Origin of the sequence: Erwinia sp. SLM-02, from assembly GCF_037450285.1 — a bacterium.
Lineage (GTDB): Bacteria > Pseudomonadota > Gammaproteobacteria > Enterobacterales > Enterobacteriaceae > Erwinia.
This window is the reverse complement of the sequence record NZ_JAQISN010000003.1, coordinates 124,288-143,952: the sequence shown is the minus strand read 5'-3', so window position 1 is coordinate 143,952 and position 19,665 is coordinate 124,288. Positions and strand designations below refer to the sequence as shown.

The 19,665-nt window shown below is 60.1% G+C and carries 18 protein-coding genes and 1 tRNA gene; 13 read left to right on the top strand and 6 right to left on the bottom strand.

Features of this window, described 5'->3' with window-relative positions; all coding sequences use genetic code 11:
- Positions 1–5 precede the first annotated feature (5 nt).
- Entirely contained in the window at positions 6–1,253 is a 1,248-nt protein-coding gene (locus PGH32_RS17530; RefSeq protein ID WP_337894685.1) for a tyrosine-type recombinase/integrase, read from the bottom strand.
- 198 nt (positions 1,254–1,451) lie between these two features.
- A tRNA-Leu gene (locus PGH32_RS17525) sits at positions 1,452–1,536 on the bottom strand.
- A gap of 274 nt (positions 1,537–1,810) precedes the next feature.
- Between PGH32_RS17525 and PGH32_RS17520 the strand changes: the two genes are divergently transcribed.
- Together PGH32_RS17520 and PGH32_RS17515 are read left to right on the top strand one after the other, a co-directional pair.
- The gene (locus PGH32_RS17520) at positions 1,811–2,326 is read left to right on the top strand and encodes a DUF2501 domain-containing protein (protein ID WP_337894684.1); all 516 of its coding nucleotides are present in this window, start codon (positions 1,811–1,813) and stop codon (positions 2,324–2,326) included.
- A 170-nt stretch (positions 2,327–2,496) separates the two neighbouring features.
- Positions 2,497–3,303 (top strand): alpha/beta hydrolase, encoded by an 807-nt coding sequence (locus tag PGH32_RS17515; protein ID WP_337894683.1) that lies wholly within the window; start codon positions 2,497–2,499, stop codon positions 3,301–3,303.
- A 33-nt stretch (positions 3,304–3,336) separates the two neighbouring features.
- Here the strand turns inward: PGH32_RS17515 and PGH32_RS17510 are convergent, their stop codons facing one another.
- A complete protein-coding gene (locus tag PGH32_RS17510; protein ID WP_337894869.1) occupies positions 3,337–3,957 on the bottom strand; it encodes a LysE family translocator in 621 nt (206 codons plus the stop codon).
- 199 nt (positions 3,958–4,156) lie between these two features.
- Between PGH32_RS17510 and PGH32_RS17505 the strand changes: the two genes are divergently transcribed.
- Both PGH32_RS17505 and PGH32_RS17500 read left to right on the top strand, forming a co-directional pair.
- Positions 4,157–5,659 (top strand): helicase HerA-like C-terminal domain-containing protein, encoded by a 1,503-nt coding sequence (locus tag PGH32_RS17505; protein WP_337894682.1) that lies wholly within the window; start codon positions 4,157–4,159, stop codon positions 5,657–5,659.
- A 7-nt stretch (positions 5,660–5,666) separates the two neighbouring features.
- Positions 5,667–6,944 carry a DUF445 domain-containing protein gene (locus PGH32_RS17500; protein ID WP_337894681.1) on the top strand — a complete coding sequence of 426 codons (1,278 nt, stop codon included), beginning with the start codon at positions 5,667–5,669 and terminating at the stop codon, positions 6,942–6,944.
- A 10-nt stretch (positions 6,945–6,954) separates the two neighbouring features.
- Here the strand turns inward: PGH32_RS17500 and PGH32_RS17495 are convergent, their stop codons facing one another.
- Positions 6,955–8,115 carry an ABC transporter ATP-binding protein gene (locus PGH32_RS17495; RefSeq protein WP_105593113.1) on the bottom strand — a complete coding sequence of 387 codons (1,161 nt, stop codon included), beginning with the start codon at positions 8,113–8,115 and terminating at the stop codon, positions 6,955–6,957.
- Between the two features lie 193 nt (positions 8,116–8,308).
- Here PGH32_RS17495 and PGH32_RS17490 point away from each other — a divergent pair, with 193 nt between their 5' ends.
- The 7 genes from PGH32_RS17490 to PGH32_RS17460 are packed head-to-tail and all read left to right on the top strand — an operon-like array spanning position 8,309 to position 14,947.
- A complete protein-coding gene (locus PGH32_RS17490) occupies positions 8,309–9,028 on the top strand; it encodes a GntR family transcriptional regulator (protein WP_123336215.1) in 720 nt (239 codons plus the stop codon).
- The gene (locus PGH32_RS17485; protein WP_337894680.1) at positions 9,025–9,978 is read left to right on the top strand and encodes an alpha/beta hydrolase; all 954 of its coding nucleotides are present in this window, start codon (positions 9,025–9,027) and stop codon (positions 9,976–9,978) included. The genes PGH32_RS17490 and PGH32_RS17485 overlap by 4 nt, the downstream gene beginning before the upstream one ends.
- A 59-nt stretch (positions 9,979–10,037) precedes the next feature.
- The gene (locus PGH32_RS17480) at positions 10,038–11,252 is read left to right on the top strand and encodes an ABC transporter substrate-binding protein (protein WP_337894679.1); all 1,215 of its coding nucleotides are present in this window, start codon (positions 10,038–10,040) and stop codon (positions 11,250–11,252) included.
- 32 nt (positions 11,253–11,284) lie between these two features.
- The gene (locus tag PGH32_RS17475) at positions 11,285–12,202 is read left to right on the top strand and encodes a carbohydrate ABC transporter permease (protein ID WP_199735243.1); all 918 of its coding nucleotides are present in this window, start codon (positions 11,285–11,287) and stop codon (positions 12,200–12,202) included.
- Entirely contained in the window at positions 12,202–13,032 is an 831-nt protein-coding gene (locus tag PGH32_RS17470) for a carbohydrate ABC transporter permease (protein ID WP_314424349.1), read from the top strand. The genes PGH32_RS17475 and PGH32_RS17470 overlap by 1 nt, the downstream gene beginning before the upstream one ends.
- Positions 13,033–13,049: 17 nt before the next feature.
- A complete protein-coding gene (locus tag PGH32_RS17465; protein WP_337894678.1) occupies positions 13,050–13,937 on the top strand; it encodes a sugar phosphate isomerase/epimerase family protein in 888 nt (295 codons plus the stop codon).
- On the top strand, positions 13,934–14,947 hold the full coding sequence (locus PGH32_RS17460; RefSeq protein ID WP_337894677.1) for a Gfo/Idh/MocA family protein: 1,014 nt from the start codon (positions 13,934–13,936) through the stop codon (positions 14,945–14,947). The genes PGH32_RS17465 and PGH32_RS17460 overlap by 4 nt, the downstream gene beginning before the upstream one ends.
- A 166-nt stretch (positions 14,948–15,113) precedes the next feature.
- On the opposite strand, the gene lptG is transcribed toward PGH32_RS17460, so the two are convergent.
- Both lptG and lptF read right to left on the bottom strand, forming a co-directional pair.
- Entirely contained in the window at positions 15,114–16,190 is a 1,077-nt protein-coding gene (gene lptG / locus PGH32_RS17455; RefSeq protein WP_314424357.1) for an LPS export ABC transporter permease LptG, read from the bottom strand.
- A complete protein-coding gene (gene lptF, locus PGH32_RS17450) occupies positions 16,190–17,290 on the bottom strand; it encodes an LPS export ABC transporter permease LptF (protein ID WP_314424359.1) in 1,101 nt (366 codons plus the stop codon). Before lptF ends, lptG begins: the two co-directional genes overlap by 1 nt.
- A gap of 268 nt (positions 17,291–17,558) precedes the next feature.
- On the opposite strand from lptF, the gene pepA reads away from it, so the two are divergent.
- Together pepA and PGH32_RS17440 are read left to right on the top strand one after the other, a co-directional pair.
- A complete protein-coding gene (gene pepA / locus PGH32_RS17445; RefSeq protein WP_123336198.1) occupies positions 17,559–19,070 on the top strand; it encodes a leucyl aminopeptidase in 1,512 nt (503 codons plus the stop codon).
- A 131-nt stretch (positions 19,071–19,201) separates the two neighbouring features.
- Entirely contained in the window at positions 19,202–19,660 is a 459-nt protein-coding gene (locus PGH32_RS17440) for a DNA polymerase III subunit chi (RefSeq protein ID WP_105592979.1), read from the top strand.
- Positions 19,661–19,665: the final 5 nt, after the last annotated feature.

The following is a 19,665-nucleotide window of genomic DNA, read 5'->3' as shown; positions in this document are numbered from 1 at the left end:
TGGTGTTACTTTCCAAAATCAAACGGACTTACCCCTATCTCCCGATTCGCATCCAGATAATCCGCCCACCACTGCAGCATCAACCTGCGCTCCCCCAGATGTTCCGCTTTATGGATGTAGGCAGCCCTAACAGAGCTACGCTCCTGATGGCTCATCTGCCGCTCTACGGCATCCCTCGACCATAGACCCGATTCAATCAATGAGCTACAGGCCATTGTCCTGAAACCATGCCCACAGACTTCCGTTTTCGTGTCATAGCCCATCACTCGTAGAGCCTTGTTCACCGTGTTCTCACTCATGGGTTTACGCGGATCGTGATCTCCTACGAAGATCAGGTCACGGTTCCCATTCATGCTTTTGATCTTTTCCAAAATAGCCAGAGCCTGCCGCGACAAGGGAACAAGATGTGGAGTGCGCATCTTCGAACCACGCTGAGAATGCTTGACTCCTTCCAGTGGCTCACGCTCGCCCGGAATCGTCCACATAGCAGTTTGGAAATCCACTTCTGACCAACGGGCAAAACGCAGCTCACTTGAACGGATGAAGACCAACAAAGTGAGTTCAACAGCCAATCGAGTTAAGGGTCTGCCAGAATAGTGATCTATGCGGTGAAGTAATTCGGGAATACGTTCAAGATCCAGAGCCGCACGGTGCTTTCTTTTAGCCGTAGCAACCGCACCAGCAATCTCTTGCGCGGGGTTGTAGTCGATTAAACCACTCTGCACAGCAAACCGCATAATCGCGGTAGTCCGCTGTTGCAAACGAGCCGCAACTTCGAATCGTCCGGATGATTCCACCGCTTTGATGGGTACAAGAAGATCCCGCGTCTTCAGTTCCGCAATGTTCCGCTTACCGATGGCAGCAAAGAGATTATCTTCGAGGCTTTTCAATACACGAGCGCTATGCGATGCAGACCACTTCTGATTGCTGGCGTGCCACTCTCTGGCTACTACTTCAAACGTTATCGCCTCTTGCTCCTGCTCTACCTTAACGGCTTTCTTGTTCTCACTTAGATCGACGCCATTAGCTAACAGCTTACGGGCCTCATCCCTGCGTGCCCGAGCATCCGCCAGCGACACTTCAGGATATTTCCCCAGCGCCAGCATCTTCTCCTTACCGCCAAAGCGATAACGCAGTCGCCAGTATTTGGAGCCGTTAGGGTGAACCAGCAAAACCATGCCATCACCGTCAGTCAGTTTGTAGGCTTTTGCTTCAGGCTTTGCCGAACGAACCTTCACATCACTCAGAGCCATGATGAGTATCCTTTCAAGGGTCCTGTGTGGGTACAAACATAATCGAACCGGGATATACCCGCAGTTGTACCCGCATCAGTAAGTTGATGTAGATTGAATCAGGTTGACTTAGGTTGAGTGGAAAAGCGAGGGAAGCCTTGTGGATACTGGATTTCAGGCACAAAAAAAGACGTCCGTTGACGTCTATTGATGTTCCGATGGTGCCGAAGGCCGGAATCGAACCGGCACGCCTCGCGGCGGTTGATTTTGAATCAACTGCGTCTACCGATTTCGCCACTTCGGCACTGAAGGGTATGCGGAAAACGTTGGCGATTATACCGTTACCCCCTGTTTACGCAACTCAAATCCTTCCCCATCGTTATCAAGTGCTGAAAAATACAGCGAAGCCCGATGCGAATTCCCGCCCCGCCCCAGATTACTCTCAATCCTTAGCCATTAACTGCGGCGGCTGTTGCGTTCACGGAACTCGGCTGTATTTTGGCAGTCGGAACAGTCAATTGCCGCGTTCCAGTTTGCATGCGGCCGGTATGATGACAGAACGTTAACAGGGCATAATCATGATTAAAGTTACCCATCTGGTAATGGCGCTTTCCCTTTCCGGCGCCCTTTTCTCCGCAGCAGCCAATGCCACCAGCTGGCAGGATCAGTTAAGCTCCGCCGCCAATGCGCTGGGGCAAAGTTCAGAGAGCGGCAGCGGCACCGCCAAAGATACCACCGCGCAGAACGGCACCTCGCTGGGTGCGCTGGCCGGGCTGCTGAACGGCGGCAGTCAGTCGCTGAGCGCCGGAACCATGACCAACGCCGCCGGCGTGTTGCAATACTGCATGAAGAACAACCTGGTGGATAACAATGTGTCCTCCATGAAGGACCAGCTGCTCGGCAAGCTGGGCCTGCAGGATGCGCAGAAGCAGCAGCAGTCCACCGACTATCAGCAGGGTCTGTTGGGGCTGCTGAACACCGGCAACAACCAGCAAGTGAACCTCAAATCGCTTGGTGAAACGCAGCTCGGTAAGCAGGTCAAAACCAAAGCCTGCGATTTAGTTTTAAAGCAGGGGTGGAAGTTTATCTCTTAATGAACCACGCTTGTCAGGCGGTGAGGCTGTCCCCTCCCCGTACTTTTCAGGGCTGCGCTATGCGGCCCTTTTTTATTGCCGCCGATCGCATCCGGCATCAATAGTCAAAGACAGCCGCATCTTCAGCCGTCAGGATGATTGTCCCTACATAAAATAATAAGGTAACAGTTATGTCTGATTATCGTTTGAGTGAGTTCACCGGCCATCTGGGTACCATTGCGCTGCATCACTGGCCGGTGCCGCAGCCGCGTTTTCTGGTGCTGCTGGTTCACGGCTACGGTGAGCATCTGGGCCGCTATCATTACGTTGCCGAACGGCTGAATCATCTTGGCGGCTATGTGTTTGGCCCCGACCATCTCGGCCACGGGCTGTCGCAGGGCGAGCGCGTGCTGATTGAGGACTACGACGCGGTGGTGGACGATGTGCACCTGGCGGTGGCCTCGGTGCGTCAGCAGTTCCCTGACCTGCCGCTGGTGATTATCGGCCACTCGATGGGCGGGATGATCGCCACCCGTTACGTGCAGCGCTTCGCCGATGAGGTGCGCGCGCTGGTGCTCTCCGGCCCGCTGCTGGGCGAACATACGCAGATTAGCGACATGTTCGGGCTGGCAGACATTCCCGACACGCCACTGGATATCCGCACCCTGTCGCGCGATCCCGAGGTCGGCGCGAAATATCAGGCCGATCCGCTGGTGTGGCACGGGCCGTTTAAGCGCGCCACGCTGGGCGCAATGTGCGACATGCTGAGCACCATTCATAACGGGCCGGGCTTCGGCAGTCTGCCGACGCTGTGGCTGCACGGTGAGGGGGATAAGCTGGTGCTGCCGAATGAGAGCCAGCAGACCCTGAACAAGCTGCGCGGCAGTGATTTTGACCGCGAGCTGTACAGCGGTGCGCAGCATGAGATTTTTAATGAGACCAACCGGGATGAAGTGCTGCGCCGCGTCAGTACATTTATCGTGCGCGCGCTGGGCTGAATCACAGCGGGGAGGATCGCTCCCCGCCATCCATCACTTCACAATCAGTCGGATACCGAGCAGCGCCATCACGCCGCCGCCCAGGCGGTCGAGCGGGGCTTTAAAGCGCAGGTAGGTATTACGCGGGCCGCGGGAAGACAGCGCAAAGGCCACGAACAGATACCACAGCCCGTCGATCATCATCGCCACCAGCGGGATCGCCAGATACATGCTGAGGGGGATCTGCTGCGGCAGCAGCGCGGCAAACACGCCGCTGAATACCACGGCGGTTTTGGGATTGCTCAGCTGGGTGGTCAGCGCGGTCAGAAAGGCCCGGCGGGCGGTTTTACCATTGCTGCCCGGCAGCTCCAGCGCTAAGGGCTGGCGCGCACCGCGAAACATTTTATATGCCATCCACAGCAGGTAGAGGCCACCGGCGGTTTTCAGCACCAGCCACAGGGTCGGCACGGCGCTCAGCAGCGTGTGCAGCCCGGCGAGGGCGATAATGGCAAACAGGAAGCTTCCCGCTCCCATTCCTAACGCGGCACCGATCCCCGCCCGGCGCGATGACGCCACGGCGGTACGCGCCACCAGAATAAAGCTCGGGCCGGGGCTCATTGCACCCAGCCCCAGCGCTGCACCAATTGAGACTACCGATAATACCGCTGCATCCATCATCCACCTCCCTCATTGTTAGCCTTCTAACTTACTGAGAGAGGCGGACGGCTGGCAACCCCATCGCAAAGATAAAGTTACCGGCCGCAGGGACGAGGGATTAACGGCACACCGGACCGCCGTCGGGCAGCGGTGCCTGGCCCTGCCTGCTATGCTTGAAGCATAATCACCCGCCTTTCAACCAGATGGATACCTGACTATGACCGAGCCGCTGCTGATTGCCCGAACCCCTGAACACCTGCTGCATCTGCTGCCCGCCTTTGCCAACCGCCACGGGCTGATCACCGGCGCAACCGGCACCGGCAAAACCGTCACGCTGCAAAAAATTGCCGAAAGCTTCTCCGCCATTGGCGTGCCGGTGTTTTTAGCGGACGTGAAGGGCGACCTGACCGGGATAGCAAAAGACGGCGTCAGCTCTGAAAAGCTCAGCGCGCGGCTGGCCAAAATCGGCGTCACCGACTGGGAGCCGCAGAGCAATCCGGCGGTGCTGTGGGATATCTTCGGCGAGCGCGGCCATCCGGTGCGGGCCACGGTGAGCGATCTTGGCCCGCTGCTGCTGGCGCGCCTGCTGAACCTCAACGAGGTGCAGAGCGGCGTGCTGCAAATCATCTTCCGCGTGGCCGATGACCAGGGGCTGCTGCTGCTCGATTTTAAAGATCTGCGGGCGATGACCCAGTACATCGGCGAGAACGCCAAAGCCTTCCAGAGCCAGTATGGCAATATCAACAGCGCCTCGGTCGGGGCCATCCAGCGCGGGCTGCTGGCGCTGGAGCAGCAGGGAGCGGAATACTTCTTCGGCGAGCCGATGCTGGATATCCGCGACTGGATGCGCACCGACGATGCCGGGCGCGGCATCATCAATATTTTAGCCGCTGAAAAGCTCTATCAGATGCCGAAGCTGTACGCCACCACCCTGCTGTGGCTGCTTTCTGAACTTTACGAGCAGCTGCCGGAAGCGGGCGATCTCGATAAGCCGAAGCTGGTGTTCTTCTTCGATGAGGCGCACCTGCTGTTCAGCGACGCGCCCCAGGTGCTGCTGGATAAAATCGAGCAGGTGATCCGCCTGATCCGCTCGAAGGGCGTGGGCGTCTGGTTTGTGTCGCAGAACCCGGCGGACATTCCCGATATGGTGCTCGGCCAGCTCGGTAACCGCGTGCAGCACGCCCTGCGCGCCTTTACGCCGAAGGATCAGAAAGCGGTTAAGGCCGCGGCGGACACCATGCGCGCCAATCCCGCCTTCGATACCGTTACCGCTATTCAGGAGCTGGGCACCGGCGAAGCGCTGATCTCGTTCCTTGATGAGAAAGGCAGCCCGTCGGTGGTGCAGCGCGCGATGGTGATCGCCCCCGGATCGCGGATGGGCCCGGTCACCGAGGACGAACGCAACGGTCTGATCAATCACTCGCCGCTCTCCGGCAAGTATGATGAGGTGCTGGACCGCGAATCCGCGTGGGAAAAACTGCAGCAGGGCACGCAGGAGGCCAGCGACCGGGCCAGCGCGCCGCCGGCCAAAGGCAACAGCGTGGCGGTGGATGACGGCATTCTCGGCGGGCTGAAAGATATTCTGTTCGGCAGCACCGGGCCGCGCGGCGGCAAGCGCGACGGGGTGATGCAGAGCGTGGCAAAAACCGCCGCACGTCAGATCACCAACCAGATTATTCGCGGCGTGCTGGGCAGTATTATGGGTGGCAGGAAGAAGTAAGGAGCTTATGGATAAAGAACGTGAACTGAGGCAGGCAAAGCGCCTGCCGCTGCTGTTACTGGGGGGCGCGGCGCTGCTGTTTATCGCCACGCTGATCTGGCCGCTGTACTACCCGCCGAGCCTGTGGGTGAGCGGGCTGAAGGCGGTGGCCGAGGCGTCGATGGTGGGCGCGCTGGCGGACTGGTTCGCGGTCAGCGCGCTGTTTCGCCGGGTGCCGATCCCGCTGGTCGGTCGCCACACGGCGATCATTCCGCGCAACAAGGATCGTATTGCCGATAACCTCGCGCTGTTCGTGCAGGATAAATTCCTCAACACCGGATCGCTGCTGGAACTGATCCGCCGCCACGATCCGGCGCGGATCGTGGCCGAATGGCTGAGCAAAGCGGAGAACGCCGCGCGGCTCAGCGGCTATCTGCTGAAGCTGGTGCGCGGCTTTCTCGACCTGGCCGACGACCGGCGCATCCAGCAGTTTATGCGCCAGGCGATCCACAAGGCGATCGACAAGGTGGATCTCAGCCAGTCGTCGGCGCTGATCCTGGAAAGCCTGACCAAAAATAACCGCCACCAGCAGCTGCTGGATGACGCCCTCGCCCAGGTGCTGCAGCTAATTAACCGCCCCGGCACCCACGAGTTTATCGCCCTGCAGGTGGTGCGCTGGCTGAAGCGCGAGCACCCGCTGAAGGAAAAAATGCTGCCCAGCGAATGGCTGGGGGAAAAGAGTGCCGATCTGGCGGCCAGCGCGGTGCAGTCGATTCTCAGCGAGATAGAAAACGATCCCACCCACGCCCTGCGACAGGGCTTTAACCGCGCGGTACAGCGGCTGATCGTGCGGCTGAAAACCGATCCGGAAATGGCGCAGAAGGCCGAAGAGGTGAAGCGCTATCTGAAAGAGGACGAGGCGCTGAACGGCTATATCGCCCAGCTGTGGGGCGACCTGCGCGGCTGGCTGAAGGAGGATCTCAGCCGCGAGGACTCCCGCCTGCACGAGAAGGTCAGCGCCGCCGGGCAGTGGTTCGGCGACACGCTTATGCAGGATGCCACTCTGCGCAGCTCGCTGAACCAGCATCTGGAAGAGGCGGCAGCGGGCGTGGCACCGGAGTTCTCCGACTTCCTCAGCCGCCATATCAGCGACACGGTCAAAAGCTGGGACGCGGCGGATATGTCGCACCAGGTGGAGCTGAATATCGGCCGCGATTTACAGCGCATCCGCATCAACGGCACGCTGGTCGGCGGCGCGATCGGCCTGCTGCTCTATCTGCTGTCGCTGATCCCGATGCTGATTTAGACCGTGCCATTTAGCTGTGCCGGGCGATCTGCTGCTGGCTGTACTCGGCGCTGTAGAGGAACGGGGTGTGCAGCCCACCGTCCAGGTGGGTAAACGGCACCAGCGCCCCGTTATCGTCAAACAGGTGGATCTGCGCGGGGTCGATGGACAGCTCGACGAAATCCCCCGGCTGGCTGACGCGCCCCGGCGTCAGGCGCGCGGTCAGCTCCTGCTCCTCCACGCGGCACAGCGCCAGCGTATCGGAACCCAGCGGCTCAATCACATCGGCCAGCGCCGGCAGCGGAATGCGCTCGCTGCGCACGCCAAAGCGCGGCGGCTCCAGGTGTTCCGGGCGAATGCCCATCAGCAGCCGGGTGCCGTGCTCCGCCTCAACCGAGCGCAGCGGGATCTCGCAGCGGCCAAACTTCAGCACCGGCCCGCCGGTCAGCTGCTGCACTTCCACTTCCAGCATGTTCATCTGCGGCGATCCGATAAACTCGGCGACAAACTTGTTCACCGGGTGGTTATACACCTCCATCGGCGTGCCCACCTGTTCGATGCGCCCCTCGCGCAGGATCACCACCCGGTCCGCCAGCGTCATCGCCTCCACCTGATCGTGGGTCACGTAGATGGTGGTGGTTTTCAGCAGCGCGTGCAGGCGCTTGATCTGAATGCGCATATCCACACGCAGCTTGGCGTCCAGGTTGGAAAGCGGTTCATCGAACAGGAAGGCGCGCGGGCGGCGGATAATCGCCCTGCCCATCGCCACACGCTGACGCTGACCGCCGGAGAGCTGGCCGGGTTTACGCGCCAGCAGATGGCTCAGCTGCAGCATTTTGGCGATCTCTTCCACCCGCTGGCGGGTATCTTCGCGATCGTTATTTTTCATTTTCAGGCCAAAAGCGATGTTCTCCGCGATGGTCATATGCGGATAGAGCGCGTAGTCCTGGAACACCATCGCAATCTCCCTTTCGCTCGGCTCCAGGTGGTTCACCACCTCATCGCCGATGCGCAGCAGGCCGCCGGAGATCTCCTCCAGCCCGGCGATCATCCGCAGCAGGGTGCTTTTGCCGCAGCCGGACGGGCCAACAAAGGCGACGAACTCACCGTCTTCGATATGCAGATCGATACCGTGAATGGCCTGAATATGCTCGTAACGCTTGGTAATTTTTTCCAGTGAAATCACTGCCATGGTTGTTGCCTCATCGTTCCAGGTCATGGCCGGGATACCGCAGACTTCCAGACGACCATGCAGAGTGAAGGTAAGTCATCTCCCGATTTTTATTTTTCCGGGTCGATCACATTTTCAGAACCGTACATTGCATGTTTTTTGCTCGTAAGTATAAATATCGTTATCGATAACGTTAAACAAGTGTTAATAAAAAATGGCGATTGAAACTTTTAACCTGAGCACACTTCCTGGAAAAATCAGCGATATCGGCCGCCGCAGCAGCGCGCTGTTCGAGCTGTTGCAGCAGCAGATCGTGCTCGGCATCCTGCCGCCGATGTCGGTGGTGCTGGAGCTGGATCTGGCGCAGCGCTTTGGCTACAGCCAGAGCACGGTGCGCGAGGCGCTGCTGGCGCTCCAGCAGGAAGGTCTGGTTCATCGTCAGCCACACCGGGGAACCCAAATCTCGCCCTGCACCGAACAGGAAGCGATAGAAATGATCCACATCCGCCACGATATTGAGTGCCGCGCCGTATCGCGCGTGCTGGAACTGACGGCGGACGCCCGCGCTCAGCTGCGCACCCTGCTACTGAAGGATATCGAGGCGATGATCGCCGCCGCCCGCGCCGGGGATGAGTACCTGCTCTCCTGCTACGACCGCGCATTCCACCTGCGGCTTTACAGCTGCGCGCAGCTGCCCAACGTGGAGCCGATCCTCAAGCGCTGCCTGGTGCACAACCACCGGTATAAAATTTTGCACTGCGGCGGCGGCGATACCTCGCGGCTGCTGGACAGCGCCGAGCGCCACCACCTGCTGATCGACGCCATCGACGGCGGAGACAGCGCGGCGCTGGTCGCCTGCCTGTCGCACCATATCCGCACCGCCGTAGATTTCGGGCCGGACCTGACCCAGCCGGACGCGGGGAAACTGCTGTGAGCCTGAACGGAGTGCCTTCGGCGGAAATGGCCGCGCTGCTGCGTGAACTCCAGCAGGAAGATGCCGGGCTGCCGGACCCGACCACGCTCTCCCCCGCTGAGGGGCGGGCGCAGGCGGAGCGCGGCAACCGGCGCTGGAACCAGCAGCTGCCGCCGATGGCGCAGGTGACGCCGTTTACGCTGGCAGAAACCGGGCAGCCGACAATAACCGGTACGCTGTACACCCCGGAGAACGCCGGGCCGGGGGCGATCGTCTACGTTCACGGCGGCGGCTGGGCGTTTTGCAGCGCCGCCAGCCACCAGCGCAGTGCACGGGTACTGGCCGCCGAAAGCGGCGTGCCGGTCATTCTGTTTGATTACCGCCTGGCCCCGGAACATCCCTATCCCGCCGGGCTGGAGGACACGCAGCGCCTGTGGCAGCAGCTCAGCAGCGGCGCGCTGTTTCCGCATCTGGACCGCCAGCGCCTGGGGCTGGCCGGTGACAGCGCCGGGGCCAATCTGGCCGTGGCGCTGATGCTCTCCCTGCCGGAAGACGCCGTTCGCCCCTGCTGCGGCCTGCTGTTTTACGGCGTGTACGGCGCGGATTTTACTACCGCCTCCTATCAACAGTTCGCCGGCGGCCCGGGGCTGACCCGCGAAAAAATGCAGCGCTACTGGCACTGGTATCAGCCGGATACGGTGGCGCGCCAGCAGCCGCTGATTGCCCCGCTGCACGCCAGCGATGCGGCGCTGAAGGCGCTGCCGCCGCTGTGGCTGAATGCGGCAGAAATCGATCCGCTGTGCAGCGACAGCGAGCTGTTCGCCGCCCGCCTGCACGCGCTGGGGCGCGACGATCGCCTGAGCATCGTCCCCGGCGTGGTCCACGGTTTTATGCAGATGACCCTGCGCCTGCCCGCGGCAGTGACGGCACACAAGGAGGCGGCCCATGCCTGGCATCACCTGACGCGCTGAATCGCGACTGAACCCTACAGCTATCCTGCAAACTTATAAAATAATCAGGAGCACAAGAAATGAAACGAGTAATGTCATCGCTGACGTTAGCGGCCACCCTTTGCCTGTCGGCTACCGCCGGCCAGGCCGCCACCGTCCACTACTGGTATCACCTGGATAATGCCGACAACACCATGTCGGATTTAATTACCAAATTCGAAAAAGCCAACCCGGGAATTAAGATCGACGCGGAGAATATTCCGTGGAACAGCTATTACGATAATCTCTATACGTCGCTGGTGGGCGGCAACGCGCCGGATGCCGCGATGGTGAAAAGCTTCGCCCTGCCGCGCCTGCAGGAGATGGAAGTGCTGGAGCCGCTGGATGATTACATCAGTAAGTGGTCCGGCAAAAGCGACCTGCTGGAAAATACGGTGGATATTGCCCGCGGCGGCATGGATAAACAGTATTACCTGCCGGTGCAATATATCGTTTCCTACCTCTATTACCGCACCGACTATTTCGAAAAGGCCGGACTGACGCCGCCAAAGACCTGCGATGAGTTTTATGCCGATATTAAGAAATTAACTCAGGACACCAACGGCGACGGCAAAACCGATATTTACGGCTTCGGATTCCGCGGCGGCGTCGGCGGCCAGGATATGTGGGCACCGCTGGTGATGCCGGCAGGCGGCGAATTCAGCAAGGGCGGGCTGACCAAACCGGCCGTGCTGCAGGCCAGCCAGCGCATCGTCGATGCCTACAAAGCCGGTGAGTTCCCCCCTTCCGCCACCACCGACGGCTTCAAGGACGTGATCGGCGCGTTTAAAGCGGGTAAAACCGCGATGACCATCCACCATATCGGCTCGGCTAACGATCTGGTGGCGGTGCTGGGCGATAAGGTTTCCGCCGTGCCGCTACCGGCGTGCAATGAAAAGCGCTGGGCGCCGATCGCCGTGGAATCGAACGCCATCTTCACCACCGCCGCCGATAAAGAGGCCACGTGGAAGTGGATCGCCTTCCTCTCCAGCCACGAGAACAACGCGCAGTTTAACCGCGCTACCGGGCAGCTGCCGGTGACCAAAAGCGACACCAAAACGTGGAAAACCCATCCGCAGCGCTTTATCGACGCCACCGTCAACTCGCTGCCGGACGCCCACGACTACCCCAATACGCCGCAGCTCTCTGACTTCATCAACACCGTCTGGCCGGTCAACATGCAGCAGGCGCTGCTGGGGCAGATCACCGTTGAGCAGATGAACAGCAAAATCGAATCCCTGTTCAGCCAGCAATAGCGCCGGCCGAACCGCCACTTTGAGGTGTGATTATGGTGATGGAAAATTCTCTCGCCCCGCCCCGGCTGCGTCGTACCGGGCTGGCCAGGCGCGTGCTGCCCTATGCGCTGCTCTCTCCGGCGGTGCTGGTGACGCTGGCGATTGTCTTCCTGCCGATGGTGCAGGCCACGTGGATGAGCTTTCATGACTACGTGCTGTGGAAGCCGAAAGCCTTTACCTTCAGCGGGCTGAATAACTGGTATAAGATGTTTGCCGACGAGGTGTTCTGGACCTCGCTGAAACACACGGCGATCTGGATCGGCGTGACCATTCCCGCCCAGCTGCTGCTGGGGCTGGTCACCGCGCTGCTGCTTAACCAGCAGTTTTTCTGGCGGCCGCTGGCCCGCGCGCTGATCATCATTCCGTGGGCGCTGCCCAGCGTGGTGATCGCGCTGATGTGGGCGTGGATCTACGATCCGAACTACGGCGTGCTGAACGACTTCCTGCTGCGCATGAAGCTGATCACCACCTCGATCGGCTGGCTGTCAAACCCGGATACCGCGCTGTATGCGGTGATCCTGACGCTGACCTGGCAGGGCTTCCCGTTCTTTACGGTGATGATCCTCGCCGCGCTGCAGTCGATCCCGCAAAGCTATTATGAAGCCGCCTCCCTGGACGGGGCCGGGCGCTGGAAGCAGTTCTGGCACATTACGCTGCCGGGGATCTCCGGCGTGCTGCTGACCGCCGTGCTGCTGCGCATTATCTGGGTCGCCAACTCGATCGATGTGATCTTCGTGATGACCGGCGGCGGCCCCGGCTATGCCACCTATACCCTGCCGCTCTACTCGTTTATCAAAGCGCGCACCAACCTGGACTTCGGCTACGGCTCCGCGCTGGCGGTGAGCTTCACCCTGATGCTGCTGGTTCTGGTGGTGATCTACCTGCGCCGCACCATGCGGAGGGTTGCATAATGGTGATTAACAAATCCCTGCCGAAGCGCCTGCTGACGATACATCTGCCGATGCTGGCGATCCTCGCGTTCACGCTTGGCCCCTACATCTGGATGTTTTTCACCGCCATCACGCCGAAAGAGCGGCTGTTCACCACCGGGCCGGGCATCAGCCATCCGACGTTCGAAAACTTCACCAACCTGTTTGCCCGCGTTGGTTTTCTGGAAAACATGATGCACAGCGCCATCGTGGCGGGCGGCACCGTGGTGCTCGGCCTGCTGCTGAGTATCCCGGCGGCGTATGCCTTCTCGCGCTTTAACTTTCGCGGCAAGCGGGTGCTGCTGATGCAGTTCCTGGTGATCAATATGTTCCCGGTGGTGCTGCTGATCCTGCCGCTGTTCGTGCTGATGAAGCAGCTCGGCCTGCTGGACTCGCATCTGGGGCTGATTATCGCCAACTCCACCGTCGCCATTCCGTTCTCTATCTGGATGATGACCAGCTACATCAACGGCATTCCCAAATCGGTGGATGAAGCGGCGATGACCGACGGCTGCAGCCGCCTGCAGGCGATGTGGAAAGTGGTGCTGCCGCTCTGCACGCCGGGCGTGATCGCCACCGGCATCTACATCTTTATCACCGCCTGGAACGAGTATCTCTACGCCCTGACCCTCGGCGGGCGCAACGTCAAAACCATTACCGTCGCCATTCAGAAGCTGATCGGCGAATACCAGATCGAATGGGGACTGCTCAGCGCGGGCGGCATTATCGGCGCCCTGCCCGCGACCGTCCTGTTCCTTATCGTACAAAAACGTTTAATCAGTGGCATGACACAAGGCGCCGTCAAAGGCTGACGGTGCAGGAGGATGTAATGAATAACCCGGTTGGCATTATTTCAATGCAGTTTGTTCGTCCGTTTTTAAGCAAGGATCTGTCGCTGTTCAGCCATATCCGCGAGCTGGGCTTCGATTTTATTGAGCTGCTGGTTCCCGAACCGGAAGACCAGCTCAATCTGCACGAAGTGCGCCAGGCGCTGGCCGACAGCGGGCTGGGCGTGGTACTGGCGGCCAGGGTCAATATGCAGCGCAGCATCGCCAGTGAAAACCCCGCCGCGCGCCAGGGCGGTATCGACTACCTGCGCTACTGCATCGACAGCGCCGCGCAGCTGGGAGCCACTATCGTTGGCGGCCCGCTGTACGGTGAACCGCTGGTGTTTGCCGGGCGCGCGCCCACGCCGGCGGACGATGCGCAGATTGCCCGCCGTCTTGAGGCCACCGTCAGCGCCCTGCGTCAGGTTTCCCCGCAGGCCGCCGACGGCGGCGTGGCGCTGGCGCTGGAGCCGCTGAACCGCTTTGAAACCGATATCGTCTGCTCCGTGGCGCAGGGGATTGAGGTGGTGGATGCCGTTGACCATCCGGCGCTGGGGCTGCTGCTGGATACCTTCCATATGAATATGGAAGAGAGCAGCCTGCCGGGCGCCATTCGCGCCGCCGGTTCACGCATCGTTCACTTCCAGGCCAATGAAAACCATCGCGGTTTCCCCGGCACCGGCCACGTCAACTGGGCCGAGGTGATGCGCGCCCTGCACGACGTCGACTATCGCGGCCCGGTGTCGCTGGAGCCGTTCCGCCGCGACGACTGGCGGGTGGGTCTGCCGATCGCCCACTGGCGCGCACCGCATGAAGATGAATCAGAAAAATTACGCGCCGGGCTGGCGCTGGTAAAATCCTCTTTAACCTTTGCAGGAGTGGCCGGATGAGTTTAACCATTGGCTGGGTCGGCTGCGGCCGACACGCAACGCAGATGCTGCTGCCGCAGCTGGCACCCAACAACGTGACCCTCGGCGCGGTCTGCGACCTGAATCCGCAGGCCGCGCAGGACGTGGCCCGGCACTACGGCGTCTCGGCGGTGTACAGCGATTTTCAACAGCTGCTGGCGCACCCGGGGCTGGATGCCATCGGCATGGCGGTGGGGCCGCAGCAGCACGAGGAGTTTGCCATTGCGGCGCTGAAGCGCGGGCTGCCGGTGTTTATTGAGAAGCCGCCGGGCGGCAGCACCGAGGGGGCGCAGGCGATTGCCGCCGCCTCGCGCAGCACCGGCGTGGCGGCTTACGTCGGCTTTATGAAACGCTACTCCACCGGCAACAAGATCGCCGGAAACGTGCTGCGCAGCGGCGACTTCGGCGATGTGCTCGGCTTCCAGGGTAACTATATGACCGCGCCGGGCTACTTCAGCGGGGCGGTGGACTACACCAGCTTCTACCTGCATCACTGCGTGCATTATATGGATCTGATGCCGTGGCTGGTCGGTGCGGAAATCGTCGACCTGCAGGCCAGGGCGCTGGAGCATCGCCCCGGCCACCTGCTGGCGCATCTGAATATGGCCTTTGCCAACGGCGCGATCGGTACGCTGGTAATGGGCACCGTGCAGTCGCGCGGCACGCCGATGGAAAGCATCACCGTGATGGGCAACCACCAGCGCATTGAGGTGAATAATGTAATTAACGTGGCCTGGCATCGCGACCCGCCGTTCAAGGCCGAGGATGAGCTGGCGCGGCTGGATAACGCCAGCGATACCCTGTGCTGGACGCCGAACTTTACCGCCGCCGCGAATGAGGATCATAAGGGCTACCACGCGCTGCTGCGCGATGTGTTCCGCGGGATGAAGGGCGAAAGCAGCCAGGCGCCGACCATTGAAGACGGCGTGCGGGCAATGCACAACCTGGAGCGGATGATTGCGGCGATTAATCAGCAGATTCGGCAGAAATAGCAGGGCTGAGACTGGATCCAGCGCGGACGTTCGCCGCCATAATCAGCCGTTGCGGCAGAGTTAGCCGGGGCAGGAGCTGAGGCCGGAAGCTGGAACTAGAGCAGTCAATAAACGAAAAGGGCCGGATATACCGGCCCTTCTTTATCACGCAATATCTACGCCAGCGCTACCGCCGCTTCAGCAGCAGGAACACGCTGAGGGCGAAGAACGCCGCACTCGGCAGCAGCGCGCCCAGCAGCGGCGGAATATGGTAAACCAGGCTTAACGGGCCAAAAATCTGGTCCAGCACGTAGAACAGGAAGCCGAAGCTGATCCCCACCACCACGCGGAAGCCCATCGACACGCTGCGCAGCGGGCCAAAGATAAACGACAGCGCCATCAGCATCATCACCGCCACCGACAGCGGCTGGAAGATTTTGCTCCACATATTCAGCTGGTAGCGGCCGGGCGTCTGCCCGCTCTGCTCAAGATATTTGGTGTAATTATACAGCCCGCGAATCGACAGCGCCTCCGGATCCAGCGCCACCACGCCCAGCTTGTCCGGCGTCAGCGAGGTTTTCCACTCGCCGCCCAGCGTCTGGCTGCCCTTCACCTGTTCAGGATCGGTCAGGTCAGACTGGTCAACCTGCGCCAGTTCCCACACCTTTTTCTCGGCGTTGTATTTGGCCGAAGCCGCATAGCGCACCGACTGCAGGCGGCGATCGTGGTTAAAGCTGTAAATACTGATCCCGGCCAGCTGGTTGTCATCGCGAATACGTTCGATAAAGATAAAGTTATCGCCGTCTTTCGCCCACAGCCCGCCCTGCGTGGAGAGCAGCGAGCCGCCCACCAGCTGCTGAGCGCGGTAGTTACGCGCCATCTGCTCACCCTGCGGAGCGACAAACTCGCCGATCGCCATGGTCAGCAGCACCAGCGGGATCGCCGTTTTCATCACCGAAGCGGCAATCTGCAGGCGGGTAAAGCCGGAGGCCTGCATCACCACCAGCTCGCTGCGCTGTGCCAGCGTACCAAGGCCCAGCAGCGCGCCGAGCAGCGCCGCCATCGGGAAGAAGATCTCGATATCTTTTGGCACGCTCAGCACGGTATACAGCCAGGCGCCGGCGGCGGTGTATTCGCCCTGCCCGGTTTTGCGCAGCTGATCGACAAATTTGATGATGCCGGAGAGCGACACCAGCATAAACAGCGTCGCCATGATGGTGTTGAATATCGTTTTACCGATATAGCGGTCAAGAACGCCAAACATCAGACTGTGCCTCTTTTGTTAAACCGCGCGCGCAGACGACGCATCGGCACCGTATCCCACATATTCAGCAGCACCGCTAACCCCAGATAGCCAAGGTTAACCGCCCACATCCAGACGGCCGGATCGATGCGGCCCTTGCCGCCGCTGGAGCGCAGGGAGCTTTGCAGCAGGAAGAACACCAGATACAGCAGCATCGCAGGCAGCATCGACAGCACGCGCCCCTGACGCGGGTTGACCACGCTGAGCGGCACCACCATCAGCGCCATCACCAGCACCGAGAAGATCAACGTCAGACGCCAGTGCAGCTCGCTGCGGAAATCAGCTTTATCCGACTGCCAGAGGGCTAAAAGCGACGCCTGTTCAGAATCGTTCGGATCCAGCGTGACGGTCTGATGCCCGACGATGGCCTGATAGTTTTTGAAATCGGTGATGCGGAAATCACGCAGCATCGCGGTGCCCTCAAAGCGGGTACCGTTATCCAGCGTCACTACCTGGGAGCCGTCGGCGCGCTGATTCATATGGCCGTGGTCGGCCACCACCACGGACGGGCGGGCGTTGCCTTTCGGCCGCAGCTGCGCGAGGAAAACGCTGTCAAAGCGGTTGCCCTTCACGTTTTCAATAAACAGCACCGACTGGCCGTCCGAGGACTGCTGGAACTGGCCCGCGGCCAGCGCTGCCGCGCCGGGGTTAGCCTTGGCGTTCTGCATCACTTCGCTCTGATGGCGCGATGACCAGGGGCCAAGCCAGCCGACGTTCACCGCCGCCAGCAGCGCAGTAAACAGCATCAGCACCATCGCCGCTTTAACCAGCACGTTTTTGCCCAAACCGCAGGCGTGCATCACGGTGATTTCACTCTCGGTGTATAACCGACCAAGCGTCATCAAAATGGCTAAAAACAGGCTCAGTGGCAGGATAAGTTGTGCCATTTCCGGCACGCCAAGGCCCAATAATGTCAGTACTAAGTTTGTTGGAATTTCGCCATCAACCGCGGCTCCTAAAATCCTGACTAACTTCTGGCAAAAGAAGATCAGCAGCAGGATGAACAGGATAGCCAGCTGGCTTTTAAGCATTTCCCGAACCAGATATCTAATGATGATCACGCTGAATACGCCTGTGAAAACTTGTCTTTTTGCAGGAAAATCGCTAGTTTCATCGCTTATACGCCATTTTTTCTCATCAATGGCCATGTCATAGCTAAAATAGTATGGCAATAAATCGCGTTCTGGTGATGAAAAAACATAAAATTATCACCGAAACTCAATCTGACGTTCGTGACTAAACGACGTTTACGCAACGGCACTTTTCGTTACGGAAGCGACATATACTAGCCGCAGCAAGCGCCGTTGTCTTTAAGATTCAGGAGAGTGCATGGAGTTCAGTGTAAAAAGCGGTAGCCCGGAAAAACAGCGCAGTGCCTGTATTGTGGTGGGCGTATTCGAACCGCGCCGGCTGTCACCGATTGCTGAACAGCTGGATAAAATCAGCGATGGCTACATCAGCGCCCTGTTGCGCCGTGGTGAACTGGAAGGGAAAGTGGGGCAGACGTTGCTGCTGCACCATGTGCCAAACATTCTCTCTGAGCGTATTTTGCTGATTGGCTGCGGCAAAGAGCGAGAGCTGGACGAGCGCCAGTACAAGCAGGTCATTCAGAAAACCATCAATACCCTGAACGACACCGGTTCGATGGAAGCCGTTTGCTTCCTCACCGAGCTGCACGTTAAAGGACGTAACACCTACTGGAAAGTACGCCAGGCGGTTGAAACCTCGAAAGAGACGCTTTACAGCTTCGATCAGCTGAAAAGCAACAAGGTTGAGCCACGCCGCCCGCTGCGCAAGCTGGTGTTCAATGTGCCAACCCGCCGCGAGCTGACCAGCGGTGAACGCGCTATCCAGCACGGTCTGGCGGTTGCCGCCGGCGTGAAGGCAGCGAAAGACCTCGGCAATATGCCACCGAATATCTGTAATGCCGCCTACCTGGCTTCACAGGCGCGTCAGCTGGCCGACGCCTACAGCAAAAACATCACCACCCGCGTCATCGGCGAACAGCAGATGAAAGAGCTGGGGATGAACGCCTATCTTGCCGTCGGTGCCGGTTCGCAGAATGAATCCCTGATGTCGGTGATTGAGTACAAAGGCAACCCGGATGCGGAAGCGCGCCCGATTGTGCTGGTCGGTAAAGGCGTCACCTTCGATACCGGCGGCATCTCGCTGAAGCCGGGCGAAGCGATGGACGAAATGAAGTACGATATGTGCGGCGCGGCGTCGGTGTACGGCGTGATGCGCATGGTCGCCGAACTGAATCTGCCGCTGAACGTGGTGGGCGTGCTGGCGGGCTGTGAAAACATGCCCGGTGGCCGCGCCTATCGTCCGGGCGACGTGCTGACCACCATGTCCGGCCAGACGGTAGAAGTGCTGAATACCGATGCCGAAGGCCGCCTGGTGCTGTGCGACGCGCTGACCTACGTTGAGCGCTTTGAGCCGGAAGTGGTGATTGACGTGGCCACGCTGACCGGGGCCTGCGTGATCGCGCTGGGCCACCATATCAGCGGCCTGCTGTCGAACCACAACCCGCTGGCGCACGAGCTGATCGGCGCGTCTGAACAGGCCGGTGACCGCGCGTGGCGTCTGCCGATGGCCGACGAGTATCAGGAGCAGCTGGACTCCAACTTTGCCGATATGGCAAACATTGGTGGCCGTCCCGGCGGAGCGATTACCGCCGCCTGCTTCCTGGCGCGCTTTGCCCGTAAGTACAACTGGGCGCACCTTGACGTTGCCGGTACCGCCTGGCGCTCCGGTAAAGCGAAAGGGGCAACCGGTCGTCCCGTTGCGCTGCTTTCTCAGTTCCTGCTTAACCGCGCCGGTCTGAACGGCGACGATTAACAGCATCGGGCGGGAGGCCAGACCGCTTCCCGCCCGGGCGGATGCACCCTTCGCCCGCTGCTGATAATATAACCCTGCAATGGCGGACTCCGATCCGCCGTTGCTGTTTTTTCTCCAACCAGGCCAGATGCATGAAAAACGCAACGTTCTATCTGCTGGAAACCGATACGCCGGTCGGCGGGCTGAGCGCGCAGGAAGCGCTGGTCTGCGATCTGGCGGAGGCCCGCTGGCGTGACGGCAAACGCGTGCTGATAGCCTGTGAAGACGAAGCGCAGGCCATCCGGCTGGATGAAGCGCTGTGGCAGCGACCTGCCAGCGCCTTTGTGCCGCATAATCTGGCCGGTGAAGGCCCGAAATACGGCGCGCCGGTCGAGCTGGCCTGGCCGCAGCGTCGCGGCAATGCGCCGCGCGATCTGCTGATCAGCCTGCTGCCGCAGTTTGCAGATTTTGCCACCGCTTTCTATGAAGTGATAGACTTCGTACCCTATGAAGAATCTTTGAAACAGCTGGCGCGCGATCGCTACAAAGTGTATCGCAGCGTTGGATTCCACTTGAATACGGCAACGCCGCCCTTGCCACCAACGACATAGCAGAA

What these genes read in the sequence shown, in the direction of transcription:
- PGH32_RS17530 (WP_337894685.1), bottom strand. Translation starts at nt 1,253, where the DNA reads ATGGCTCTGAGTGATGTGAAGGTTCGTTCGGCAAAGCCTGAAGCAAAA.
- PGH32_RS17500 (WP_337894681.1), top strand. Translation starts at nt 5,667, where the DNA reads ATGGATAAAGAACGTGAACTGAGGCAGGCAAAGCGCCTGCCGCTGCTG.
- PGH32_RS17440 (WP_105592979.1), top strand. Translation starts at nt 19,202, where the DNA reads ATGAAAAACGCAACGTTCTATCTGCTGGAAACCGATACGCCGGTCGGC.
- PGH32_RS17520 (WP_337894684.1), top strand. Translation starts at nt 1,811, where the DNA reads ATGATTAAAGTTACCCATCTGGTAATGGCGCTTTCCCTTTCCGGCGCC.
- PGH32_RS17490 (WP_123336215.1), top strand. Translation starts at nt 8,309, where the DNA reads ATGGCGATTGAAACTTTTAACCTGAGCACACTTCCTGGAAAAATCAGC.
- PGH32_RS17480 (WP_337894679.1), top strand. Translation starts at nt 10,038, where the DNA reads ATGAAACGAGTAATGTCATCGCTGACGTTAGCGGCCACCCTTTGCCTG.
- PGH32_RS17465 (WP_337894678.1), top strand. Translation starts at nt 13,050, where the DNA reads ATGAATAACCCGGTTGGCATTATTTCAATGCAGTTTGTTCGTCCGTTT.
- PGH32_RS17510 (WP_337894869.1), bottom strand. Translation starts at nt 3,957, where the DNA reads ATGGATGCAGCGGTATTATCGGTAGTCTCAATTGGTGCAGCGCTGGGG.
- PGH32_RS17470 (WP_314424349.1), top strand. Translation starts at nt 12,202, where the DNA reads ATGGTGATTAACAAATCCCTGCCGAAGCGCCTGCTGACGATACATCTG.
- lptG (WP_314424357.1), bottom strand. Translation starts at nt 16,190, where the DNA reads ATGTTTGGCGTTCTTGACCGCTATATCGGTAAAACGATATTCAACACC.
- PGH32_RS17495 (WP_105593113.1), bottom strand. Translation starts at nt 8,115, where the DNA reads ATGGCAGTGATTTCACTGGAAAAAATTACCAAGCGTTACGAGCATATT.
- pepA (WP_123336198.1), top strand. Translation starts at nt 17,559, where the DNA reads ATGGAGTTCAGTGTAAAAAGCGGTAGCCCGGAAAAACAGCGCAGTGCC.
- PGH32_RS17475 (WP_199735243.1), top strand. Translation starts at nt 11,285, where the DNA reads ATGGTGATGGAAAATTCTCTCGCCCCGCCCCGGCTGCGTCGTACCGGG.
- PGH32_RS17460 (WP_337894677.1), top strand. Translation starts at nt 13,934, where the DNA reads ATGAGTTTAACCATTGGCTGGGTCGGCTGCGGCCGACACGCAACGCAG.
- PGH32_RS17505 (WP_337894682.1), top strand. Translation starts at nt 4,157, where the DNA reads ATGACCGAGCCGCTGCTGATTGCCCGAACCCCTGAACACCTGCTGCAT.
- PGH32_RS17515 (WP_337894683.1), top strand. Translation starts at nt 2,497, where the DNA reads ATGTCTGATTATCGTTTGAGTGAGTTCACCGGCCATCTGGGTACCATT.